The sequence below is a fragment of the Photobacterium indicum genome (assembly GCF_003026215.1).
Classification (GTDB): domain Bacteria; phylum Pseudomonadota; class Gammaproteobacteria; order Enterobacterales; family Vibrionaceae; genus Photobacterium; species Photobacterium indicum.
The window spans coordinates 159437-171475 of the sequence record NZ_PYOC01000003.1 but is presented as its reverse complement, the minus strand read 5'-3'; the positions used below and the strand labels follow the sequence as shown (position 1 = coordinate 171475).

Sequence of the window (12039 nt, the reverse complement as noted above, 5' to 3'; positions counted from 1 at the left end):
ATTCATGTGTAACGGCTCATAATAGGCAGCTTGAGTAGTAAAATGGCGTATTGAGCGGGTTTTATTAACACCGGCGGTTCAAATTCTGTAGAATGCACGCGTTTTCTCGAATCAGGTAAAAGCCGCCATGCGCATTCATGCTGTACATACGCTATATGAAGAACGACTTGCTCGTTCCACCCGTCCTTTTAAAGCGCGAGGTTCTAAAGTCGAACGTTGCCGCCAGTGTATGCTGCGTAAGCACCTGTGTATTTGTAGTCTTAAGCCTATAATTCAATCAAACGCTGCATTTTTATTGGTTATGTTTGATGATGAAATATTAAAGCCAAGTAATACTGGGCGTTTAATCGCTGATTTATTTGAAGATACATTTGCATACATTTGGTCTCGTACAGAGCCTAATCAAGACATGCTCACCTTGTTAGATGATCCGCAATGGCAGCCTTATGTCATTTTTCCTGCTGAATATGCAGAGCCTGAGCGGGTTGCAGAACAGATTGAGCTTGAAGATGGTAAACGTCCGCTGTTTATCATGCTCGATGGTAGTTGGTCTGAAGCGAAAAAAATGTTCCGTCGTAGTCCCTATCTGGATCGTTTTCCCATTTTATCAATTAACCCAGATAAACCGTCACGTTATAGAATGCGTGAAGCATCAAAAGAAAATCAATTGGGTACGGCAGAGGTAGCAGCTCGTATTGTTGATTTATTTGGTGAAGCTAATAACGCGGATATGCTTGATTTGTGGTTTGACGTTTTTCGTGAAAGTTACATGACAGGTAAAATGAACCGTTTGTTACCTGATGAGTCTGCAATTAAGCGATTAGAAAGTCATATAGCGGCAATTTAAATATTTAGTAGCGATGAAGAAAGGGTATTCTTCATCGTATTTTTATACCATTAACATTCCATGTCAATATATCTAAGTGCTTTTAAATTTCAGGACCTAAAGTGAGCTTTACGTGTTTACCTCAAGGTAAGGTGGGTATAAATATGCATTTTTCTGCTGTTTCTTTCAGCAATCGCGATCATCACCATAAAAGTGGCATACTAAATCAGTGCTCCGTCACAGTCTGTAGGCGTAGAAGTATGGATAATTTTATTTGCAACGCTTTTGGTAACAGCGTTATAAATCTTTAACTATTTCGTTCAATAATATGAGGGTGTTATTGAACGAAATAGTTGCACATTTAGTAGCACTAAATAATTTGATAATCACTTTTGGTTTATTTTAGGGAGAACAGGATGTACTACGGCTTTGATGTAGGCGGTACTAAAATTGAATTTGGTGCGTTTAATGAAAAACTTGAGCGAGTAGCCACAGAGCGTGTAGCAACACCTGGGGATGATTACGATAAGCTGGTTGATACAATCGTTGGCATTATTCAAAAAGCAGATAATGATTTAGGTTGTGAAGGCTTAGTTGGTATTGGCTTGCCGGGTATGGAAGATGCTCGCGATGGTTCTGTATTAACGTCGAATATTCCTGCGGCAAAAGGACGTTTCTTACGTAAAGATCTAGAAGCTAAATTAGGTCGTACCGTTACTATTGATAACGATGCAAACTGTTTCGCCTTATCTGAAGCATGGGATGAGTCACTGCAAGGTGAAAAATCAGTACTAGGTTTAATCTTAGGAACGGGTTTTGGTGGCGGATTAGTGTTTGATGGGCACGTATTCTCTGGCATGAATCACGTAGCAGGGGAACTTGGTCATACTCGTATGCCTATTGACGCTTGGTTTAGTCTTGGCGAAAAAGCACCGTTATTTACATGTGGTTGTGATAATAAAGGGTGTATCGACAACTACCTATCAGGTCGTGGTTTTGAGCAATTATATGCGCATTATTATGGTGAAAATCTGAAGGCAATCGAGATCATTAAATTGCATGCTACTGGCGAAGCAAAAGCAGTAGAGCATGTTGATCGCTTCATGGAAATGTTGGCGATCTGTTTAGCAAATATCTTCACAGGTTTAGACCCACATGTTGTTGTACTTGGCGGTGGCTTATCTAACTTTGAATTACTGTATCAAGAACTGCCAAAGAGAGTCGCTAAACATTTATTATCAGTGTCACAAGTGCCTAAAATTGTGAAAGCAAAACACGGTGATGCTGGTGGCGTACGTGGTGCTGCATTTTTGAATATCAAAAAATAGATACCCATTAACATAATCACGTAGCAATATTATTAAGCACCGCATGTCGGTGCTTTATTGTATTTGAAGCGTATGTGTATATACCCAATCTACCTCAAGTATAAACTCATCTGTTTTATAAAGTGATTTCCTATATCTGGGGTTTGTATAACAGAGTAGGTCTGTTAGAATCCGCGCTCTTTACCGTTTGTTTGTAGGAAAACACCATGTCATTTCAAGCTTTAGGCCTGAATACTCAGCTAGTTGATACTGTTACAGAGCTGGGTTTTAAAACACCAACACCCATTCAAGAACAAGCCATTCCCCAAGTATTGGCTGGTGATGATATTATGGCTGGTGCACAAACAGGAACCGGTAAAACAGCAGCATTCGGCCTACCGATGATCCAACGTTTACTGGCGAGTCAGCAGTCAGAACATGGCGAAGGTTATATAAAAAAGCCTGAGGCAATTCGTGCTTTAGTTTTAACACCAACCCGCGAACTTGCCCAACAAGTGCACGATAGTATTTTGGCATACAGTAAAAATACATCGATTAAGGTGGCCGTTGCCTATGGCGGCACCAGTATGGGGGTTCAGGTAAAAGCATTGAAGTCGGGTGTTGATATTTTAATTGCCACGCCAGGACGATTATTGGATCACGCTTTTACAGGTACTGTCGATTTATCTAAGATTGAATGCTTAGTATTAGATGAAGCTGATCGTATGCTAGATATGGGTTTTGTCGTTGATATTAAACGCATCATGCAGCGCATGCCGAGAAAGCGCCAAACGTTACTTTTTTCTGCAACATTTTCTAATCAAGTCAAAAAATTAGCTTACGATATTTTAGCTGATCCCAAGCTAATTGAAGTTACACCAGAAAATATTGCTGCCGAAAGTGTTACGCAAATGGTATATCCAGTTGATAAACACCGTAAGCGTGAATTACTGTCTTACCTTATTGGTTCTCGAAATTGGAATCAGGTTTTAATCTTTACTAAAACAAAGCAAGGTTCAGATGAATTAGCAAAAGAGCTGATTCTTGATGGTATTAAAGCGGTTTCAATTAATGGTGATAAAAGCCAAGGTGCACGTCAACGTGCATTAAGTGATTTTAAAGAAGGTAAAGTACGCGCGATGGTTGCGACTGACGTTGCAGCACGAGGTTTAGATATTGAACAACTAGGCTATGTTGTTAACTTCGATTTACCATTTCAAGCTGAAGATTATGTTCACCGTATTGGTCGTACTGGTCGTGCTGGTTTAACGGGCAGTGCTATTTCATTAATGAGTATTGATGAAGAATGGGCTCTGCGTGCAATTGAAGAATTGTTAGATACACGCTTACCTCAAGAGTGGCTGGAAGGGTACGAACCAGATCCAACCATCAAAGCGCAAGATAACCGTCGTTCTAGCTCGACGTCTGAAAAACGCCGTATAAAAGCAAAATCTAAAATACATAAAAATCGCGGGCGTCATCAAGCTAAGCGTTAATCAATAAATACTAACTCTTTACTTATGGGTAAAGAAAGCCCCAGCATATTCAAAGAATAATACTGGGGCGATACTACCACCGCTGCCTACTTTATTTGTCGTAATAGATTAATATTATTACTGTTGTTTATATTATTAGACCAGTAATTATTGATTTTCTACTCCCCAAAATGTGTGCAATAACATTGCAAAGCACATATAGAAAACCCATTAATTCTTTACGTATGTAGTTGTAGGCTATCCCTGCGTTATAAAGTGTTGCTAACATAGCGCTTTTTTATTTTACCCTAAGTTATTGTTTTACTTTTTATTGTTTTTCTTCTGCTGTCAGTAGCAGGTTGCTCCCATCAGTTATCAGTAAATAAGACTTACTGATATCTAAATTGCATAAATCTACAGATTGAGCATTAAAACTTAAATCATCTTTACAAGATTGAATTGTGAGGTATTTTGTGACGATACCTTTAGTTGCACTAATAATTTGAATATCATTAGGATTAACATTAACTACTTGAGTATTATCTGATTGGCTAAAAACACGTACTCTATACACAGAATTCACAGCTGATGGTTGTCGTTTCAAAGCTGTTAGCATCAAATCATCTTGGAGTTCACCACCATTTCGCCATGCAATTGCCCACCATTTATCGGTGTCTTCTATGGTAATCGACTTTAATTCAGCTTGTTGTGTTTGACTGTTAGTATCTTGTATACCGAGGCTAGCTCTTATTGAATCGGTTTTTGTCCATTCGAAGGTTTTACTGATAATTTCATTATTGTTGTTAGTAATAGCTCTATTATTTGGGTCAAAAAGTAGCGATGTACTGGTACTACTATTTATAAAATAATCCATTGAGTCTAATGACGTATTTACAAATTGCACGTTAGCACTACGCGTACGATTAAGGTCTGCAATGTTCGGATCTATCTCTGCTACTGCTTGCACTTCTTCAATAACAGCCTCTATTGCATCGTCACCGCTTGAGCCTCCGCAACCAATAAGAGAAAAAGAAAGACAAATACTGAGTACATATCTAAACATGTTAGCAACCTCTTTTATTATTATTCCTGACCACGAAATAAGCATATTTCAATTCTTAGTGTTTTTTTGATGAATATATGCAGTAAAGGTGAACTAATGTTAAGTTTTTAATAAATAAAAGAATTTATCCTCTTAAATATGAGAATTTTATTATCAAAGCTAAAAAATAGGACTAATTAGTGTCAATTAATCGTTTTTAAATCATATTTTCGACAATGAAGCAGTCGCATAAGACTGTAGATGTCTCATGAATGATTACTCTGAATTCTTCATCTTGAGGTCTTTGAGTATATGCCCATGTTACCTTAAGGTGCTGACTTTGCATTTTGAAGAATCATGAGTATAGAACCTTTACCCTTGATGATTTTAAACCACAAAAGATAAAGGTTATTTTTTAAAGATAAATATCTTTTATTAGCACATTTTTCGTTTTAAACCACTAATGTCGAGTAGTCGGGTGGCGATTTCTTCTACTGAAAGAGATGATGTATTTAAGTAGGGTATCGCTTCCCGTCTGAACATTCCTTCAACTTTATGCAGTTCTTTTTCACACTGCTCTAAGCTAGCATAATCGCTGTTGGCGTAGCGTTCATTTCGTATCGCGACTAGGCGTTCGATGTCAATGGTTAACCCATAGGTTTTAAAGCGATAAGGCTCTATGGCAGCAGGCAGTTTAAGGCTTGTCATATCTTCGGCGATGAAGGGGTAGTTAACTGCTCTTATGCCAAATTGCATCGCAAGATATAGGCTTGTTGGGGTCTTTCCGCAGCGAGATACACCCAATAAAATCACATCTGCTTGGTCAAGATTATTCAGTGAAATCCCATCATCATGCGCGAGGGTATATTCAATGGCGGCGATACGATCTTGATAGCTAGCGGCATCCTTGTTAATACTATGTGAACGTTGTAACTGAGGCTCTGGTTCAAGCTGCAAATCGTGCTTTAAAGGCTCAACTAGCACATTCAAGACGTCGTAGAAATGCGCGTTACTTTGTTCAATGATGACCTTTACATCAGGTATAACGATTGAATAGAAGACTAAAGGCTTAATGCCCGTCTTATTATAAGATTGATTTACAAGGAATTTAACCTGTTCTGCACGTTCATTTGTTTCAATGAAAGGGTGCGTTGTTTGGCGTGTTTCGATTGGAAATTGCCCTAAAACGGCATGTCCAAGTGTCTCAGAAGTGATCGCTGTACCGTCAGAAACGTAAAACACATCACGAAAATTGGATTTGCGCTGCATAAAAAGTTGAATCCTTAAAATAATTCTGTAACGTTCACCGTATAAATACTTATAACAATAACTTTACAGGGTATAGACATCAGCCCGACCATTGTGACGCAGTATTTTTTTAACTGCCAATGCAATCGTTTCCGTTGAGATCTTGCCCACATTTAAGCTAAATCCAAAAGCAAGGAGATTCGTCGTGCAACAGAATGTAGTTTGGTACGATGCTTTATCAATGAATGACGTTGATAAAGTGGGTGGAAAAAATGCTTCGCTGGGTGAGATGGTAGCCAATCTTGCAAATGCAGGTGTGAAAGTTCCAAATGGATATGCGACAACCTCGCATGCTTTTAATCAATTTCTGGAAGCTGGCGGATTAAACAAGCGTATTTATCAACTATTAGAAGAACTTGATGTTGATGATGTAAATGCGTTAAAAGTTGCTGGCGAAACCATTCGCAACTGGGTATTGGAAGCTGAATTACCCGCTGACTTAGAGCAGGATATTCGAGTATGTTATGCAGAACTCGGTAACGGTGACGACATGTTGTCTGTTGCTGTTCGTTCATCTGCAACCGCTGAAGATTTACCTGATGCTTCGTTTGCTGGCCAGCAAGAAACATTTCTAAATGTGCGCGGAATCGATGCCGTTATTGAAGCAACAAAGCATGTATTCGCTTCGTTGTTTAATGACCGTGCTATTTCATACCGTGTTCACCAAGGGTTTGATCATGAAGGTGTTGCATTGTCTGCTGGTATTCAGCGTATGGTGCGTTCAGACAAAGCTTCTTCGGGGGTAATGTTTACCCTTGATACCGAGTCTGGCTTTGATCAGGTGGTGTTTATTACATCATCATGGGGCTTAGGTGAAATGGTTGTGCAGGGGGCTGTTAACCCAGATGAATTCTACGTTCATAAGCCAACACTTGAGGCAGGTAATCATGCCGTTGTGCGTCGTACCATTGGTTCAAAACAAATCAAAATGGTTTACGCCGAGGGCAAAGAGCTAGGTACACAAGTTGATGTGATTGATACCACCGAAGAAGAACGTCAGCAATTTTCGTTAACCGATGATGAAATTGCGTCGTTAGCAAAACAAGCATTGATTATCGAAAAGCATTACGGTCGCCCGATGGATATCGAATGGGCCAAAGATGGTATTACTGGTGAATTACTGATTGTTCAGGCACGCCCTGAAACAGTACGTTCTCGCGATGACCAACAAGTGATGGAACGCTTCCATCTTAATGCTCAAGCATCGGCAATCATTGAAGGCCGTGCTATCGGCCAACGTATTGGTGCTGGTGCTGTTCGTGTTGTTGCTGATTTAAGTGAAATGGATCAGGTTCAACTGGGTGATGTATTAGTTGCAGACATGACAGACCCAGATTGGGAGCCTGTGATGAAAAAAGCATCTGCTATTGTCACTAATCGAGGTGGACGTACATGTCACGCGGCAATCATTGCACGTGAACTTGGGATACCTGCGGTTGTGGGCTGTGGTAATGCAACCTCAATTTTAAGCACCGGTCAGCATGTTACTGTATCTTGTGCGCAAGGTGAGACGGGCTTTGTGTATGAAGGCGAACTTGATTTTGAAATTCGTCGTTCATCAGTGACTGATCTCCCAGATCTTCCTCTTAAAGTCATGATGAATGTGGGCAACCCAGATCGTGCATTCGATTTTGCTTGTATTCCTAATGAAGGGGTAGGGTTAGCTCGACTAGAGTTCATTATTAACAAGATGATTGGCATTCACCCGAAAGCCTTACTTAACTACGATGAACAATCTGACGAGCTTAAAGCTGAAATAGATAAGCGTATTGTGGGTTATGAAAACCCTGTTGAGTTCTACATCGAGAAATTAACAGAAGGGATTTCAACGCTTGCTGCTGCATTTTGGCCAAAGCGCGTTATTGTGCGTATGTCCGATTTTAAGTCGAATGAATACCGCAATTTAGTGGGTGGTATTAACTATGAGCCGACAGAAGAAAACCCAATGTTAGGGTTCCGTGGTGCTTCTCGTTATATTTCACCACAGTTCCAAGATTGTTTTGCACTTGAATGTGAAGCAATGAAGCGCGTTCGTGAAAAGATGGGCTTAAAAAATGTTGAAATCATGATCCCATTTGTACGTACGGTAAGTGAAGCGGCATCGGTTATCGATTTGCTGGCTAAATTTGACCTGCGTCGTGGCGAAAACGGTCTGAAAGTCATTATGATGTGTGAATTGCCGTCAAATGCAATTCTAGCGGATGATTTCTTGAAGTATTTTGATGGCTTCTCGATTGGCTCAAACGATATGACTCAGTTAACGCTTGGTCTTGACCGAGATTCTGGTGAAATTGCGCATATGTTTGATGAGCGTAATCCTGCAGTAAAAGCAATGTTATCTATGGCAATTAAAGCCGCCAATAAAGCGGGTAAATATGTTGGAATTTGTGGTCAAGGACCATCAGATCACGATGATCTCGCAGATTGGTTGATGGAGCAGGGCATTGACTCAGTTTCATTAAACCCAGATACGGTACTTGAAACATGGGTACATTTGGGTAAAAAGTAAGTTGAATAAGAACGCCTATTTAAAGCCTGCATTTGCAGGCTTTTTTTATGCCAGTTTGGGATGATGTCAATCTAGAATAGTATTATTACCCATTCTTCGCTGATAATTTTGCGCGGATAAACTCTGAATGGTCGAGGTAAATTAACTCAGCAACTTGACGGATCACGGCTTCTTCCATGGGTTCGATAATGCCATCGGCATAGGCAACTTGCCACATTGCTTCAATAAGCTGAAAGCGCTCTTCTGGCATAAGCTCACGCAGTTTTGTTGTAAATTCATACAAAGAGACTGATTTTTCACTTTTTACCATTGCTTCAGCGAGTAAATCTATAGCTATTGCTTCATCTATATCAAGTAGCTTTATGAGTAACTGTACTTTAGCTGCCTCTTCTCTAGGATCAATTTGGTGATCAGCATTTGCAACTTCACACAATAAAGAGGCCATCGCTAAATTCATTGTCGGGGTATCAATAGCACCGCCATCGCTGCCTTCATGCATGACTTGGCGAAATAAAGTGCGTAATTGTTTGAACATAATGTGCCTCTTACTCTACGTATTGATTTGACGCTTTATTATTAATTATGGTTTGTTTAGCAATAAATCAAGGTTTCAATAGAAATGAATCCACTTGAACTCCCTTCCCCATAAAGGTTATGACAACACTCATCGCACACTGTTCCATTAAAATACAGTTCTATTAATAATGTTTATACTCAATTCACCTTAGCGTACTCGTTTCAACGAGAATTTATTGGGTTCTAGGCAAGGCGCTTATTTTATTAATACCGAAAGCGTTGTCTAAACTCTCTGGGGGTAAGAGAGCTCCATTTTTTAAAACGAGTACTGAAATTGGCAGGGTTTGGATACCCGCTTGATTCGCAAATATGTTGTATTGGCCATTCGGTAGCACTTAATAGACGAGCAGCATATTCCATCCGTAATCGTGTTAAATGCGCAATAGGACTATGGCAATAATATTGCTGGCACAAGCGGTGAAAGTGAGGCTCAGAACAAGGGTGCAATGCCGCTAGTTCAGCTACGCTCCATTGGCGATGAAGTTGTTCTTTAGCGCGATCAAACACTTTTTCTAATCGTTGTAACGAGATAGGCATAGATGTCGGTAAACGATTCGTGACTAATAAGCGTATTTGTTCAACTAGATTATCTCCTAGCTGGTTACCAACAGGGTAGGGTAACGACATAGATTGATGTAAGCAGTCAATAGTTTTACGTAACATATCTGCACATTGCGTTTTACTGTATGTAACTTCGTTGGGCATTGTTTTTGCCCACTCGCCATTATCACTTAACATTACCCACGCTATATCCCATGTATTTTCAGTGTCTAATGTTTCGTTATCAGCATCATGTTCTTTTTGGGTTATCCCAAATCCATTCGCAGAACCAGGCGGAACATGAATAACGCTACCGCTTTCCAGTGTCCATTTTCGCACGGGTGTTTCTAGCCAACCTTCACCGCAACAAGTAAATAGCAACATATGCATATTGGGGTTACGACGGTATACCGTAAAACTCTGGCGTGCGTAGTTTACGCCGCATTGTACTATTTGGTGTTTCTCTAAAGCCATAAGCTGACCTTGGTCGATCGTTGTCGTTCGGCATTGATCCGATATTTCATAGTATTCAGGCCAACTCATGTTTTCTCCTTTTCTGTTTCTATTTTGTTTTGATATTCATTAATAATCGTATAAAAATATCTTTTGATAGTTTGGCAAAGGTTGTTGAGAAGATAGCATAAGTCGTTATTTGCCTTTAGGCGTATGATCCACCTCACATAAGCAAACATTACAAGGGGGCAAAAATGCAAAATTGGAAAGCGGCAGCAGATAAAGAATTTTGGCAAAAAACATGGCGATTGGCGATACCGGTTTCGATGCAGTCGATGCTTTTTGCCATCTTGGGTTTGGTCGATGTAATGATGGTTTCAACATTGGGGGAATCACAGGTTGCAGCCGTTGGTGTCGGTAATCGAATATTCTTCTTTAATTTACTGATAATTGTAGGTGTGAGCGGCGCTGTCGGCGTATTAGCTGCGCAATACTTTGGTGCAGGTAGAATGGACGGTGTTCGTCGTACACTATTGCAATCTTGGGCTTGTGCTATTGTTTTAACAATACCTTTTGCAATTTTGTTTCGTTTGGCACCTGAAAGTATCGTGAGTGTTATTACGAATGATCCAACGTTTGTTGAGCATGCCACAATGTATTTGTTTGTGTGTGGTTGGAGCATCATCTTTACCGCCATTGTTGTGCCTTTAGAATCTGCATTACGTTCGGTAGGTGTCGCTAAAATGCCTACTGTCGTTGGGCTGATTGCGGTACTCATTAATGCCGCGCTAAACGCACTATTGATATTCGGTTTATACGGGTTTCCTGAGATGGGTGTTGCAGGTGCTGCGTTAGGTACAACAATATCGCGCGGTATCCAAACGATTATTTTATTGGCTGTCACATATTGGAAATATAATGAGATTTTGCCAAAAGTATCAGATGCTGAAGCTGCAGTAACGGTAAAGGCGCGCAGAAAGTATCTTTCTGTTGCACTGCCGATGGTGATCCATGATGGTGGTTGGGCAATGGGATTACTGGTTTATAACTACATTATCGGGCAGCTTGGCGTGACTGAACTAGCAATCATCAGTTTATTATCACCGATAGAAGGGGTGCTAATATCAGGGTTTATTGGTTTTGCTGTAGCGGCATCAACCATACTTGGCCATGAGCTAGGGGCTGAAAATTACCAACGCGCGTGGCATCAATCATGGTGGTTCATTGGTTTAAGCGCGACGTTAGCGATGATTGTTGGCGCGACAGTATTAATATTTCATAACAGCATTGGTGATTTATTCGCAAAAGCGGGTACGGCTAATTTGGATATGGCCGTGAATGTCACGTTAGTGTTAGCGCTTGGCTTATGCCTAAAAGTGTACAACATGGTTGGCATTGGTGGCGTATTACGCAGTGGCGGCGATATTCGTTACAGTATTTTCATTGATCTGTTCGCACAATGGGCAATTGGTATTCCTCTTGCGATAATCACGGGTATTGTACTGGGATGGCCGTTGCACTGGGTGATGCTGGCTATTTTGACGGAAGAGGTGGTTAAAGTGTTCTTGACCACGCACCGCATTAAAGGACGCCAGTGGTTAACGAATTTGATTAATGACAATGACGACGTACCGATTGATGAAAAAGAGTGTCTTACGGCCTAGTTAACTTTGTCGTAAAGAAATCAATGTGAACCATTAAAAGCAGAATTTAGTTCCACAGTGTACATATGGTGCACTGTGGCATTGAATTCTGCTTTTTTCTGTTTGTATTTTGATGTTAATCACAGTTCAGAATCAGTTCGAAATATGTGGTAGAATCACGCCCGTTTTTATAAATATACCCAAGCTACCTCAAGATGCAGGATTCAGAGTGATCTCAGCGTATTTAATTCAAGGAAAATGTGTGTAGGAATGGCATTCCCTTTCAAGCACATTTGACACAGAAGTAGATGCGCTGAATCACTCCCGAAGGGCGAGTTTTGTTGGGCTCTATACGGTGTT

Annotated in this window: 9 protein-coding genes; 5 read left to right on the top strand and 4 right to left on the bottom strand. The window is 40.3% G+C overall.

The window, feature by feature from the left end; translation table 11 throughout:
- The first annotated feature begins 127 nt into the window (after positions 1-127).
- The 3 genes from C9J47_RS11200 (at position 128) to C9J47_RS11190 (ending at position 3629) form a co-directional block, all read left to right on the top strand.
- On the top strand, positions 128-847 hold the full coding sequence (locus C9J47_RS11200) for a tRNA-uridine aminocarboxypropyltransferase (protein WP_107253612.1): 720 nt from the start codon (positions 128-130) through the stop codon (positions 845-847).
- Between the two features lie 395 nt (positions 848-1242).
- Positions 1243-2154, top strand: a complete 912-nt coding sequence (gene nagK / locus C9J47_RS11195; protein ID WP_107253611.1) for an N-acetylglucosamine kinase — start codon at positions 1243-1245, stop codon at positions 2152-2154.
- Between the two features lie 206 nt (positions 2155-2360).
- Positions 2361-3629, top strand: coding sequence for a DEAD/DEAH box helicase (locus C9J47_RS11190; protein ID WP_107253610.1), 1269 nt, complete (start codon positions 2361-2363; stop codon positions 3627-3629).
- Between the two features lie 307 nt (positions 3630-3936).
- Here the strand turns inward: C9J47_RS11190 and C9J47_RS11185 are convergent, their stop codons facing one another.
- Entirely contained in the window at positions 3937-4716 is a 780-nt protein-coding gene (locus tag C9J47_RS11185; protein WP_107253609.1) for a hypothetical protein, read from the bottom strand.
- 369 nt (positions 4717-5085) lie between these two features.
- Positions 5086-5919 (bottom strand): posphoenolpyruvate synthetase regulatory kinase/phosphorylase PpsR, encoded by an 834-nt coding sequence (gene ppsR / locus C9J47_RS11180; protein WP_107253608.1) that lies wholly within the window; start codon positions 5917-5919, stop codon positions 5086-5088.
- Between the two features lie 184 nt (positions 5920-6103).
- On the opposite strand from ppsR, the gene ppsA reads away from it, so the two are divergent.
- Positions 6104-8467: a phosphoenolpyruvate synthase gene (gene ppsA, locus C9J47_RS11175; RefSeq protein ID WP_107253607.1), complete on the top strand. Its 2364-nt coding sequence runs from the start codon at positions 6104-6106 to the stop codon at positions 8465-8467.
- Between the two features lie 85 nt (positions 8468-8552).
- Here the strand turns inward: ppsA and C9J47_RS11170 are convergent, their stop codons facing one another.
- Both C9J47_RS11170 and C9J47_RS11165 read right to left on the bottom strand, forming a co-directional pair.
- The gene (locus C9J47_RS11170) at positions 8553-9002 is read right to left on the bottom strand and encodes a tellurite resistance TerB family protein (protein ID WP_107253606.1); all 450 of its coding nucleotides are present in this window, start codon (positions 9000-9002) and stop codon (positions 8553-8555) included.
- A 245-nt stretch (positions 9003-9247) separates the two neighbouring features.
- On the bottom strand, positions 9248-10126 hold the full coding sequence (locus C9J47_RS11165) for an AraC family transcriptional regulator (protein ID WP_107253605.1): 879 nt from the start codon (positions 10124-10126) through the stop codon (positions 9248-9250).
- 164 nt (positions 10127-10290) lie between these two features.
- On the opposite strand from C9J47_RS11165, the gene C9J47_RS11160 reads away from it, so the two are divergent.
- Positions 10291-11700 (top strand): MATE family efflux transporter, encoded by a 1410-nt coding sequence (locus C9J47_RS11160; protein WP_107253604.1) that lies wholly within the window; start codon positions 10291-10293, stop codon positions 11698-11700.
- Positions 11701-12039: the final 339 nt, after the last annotated feature.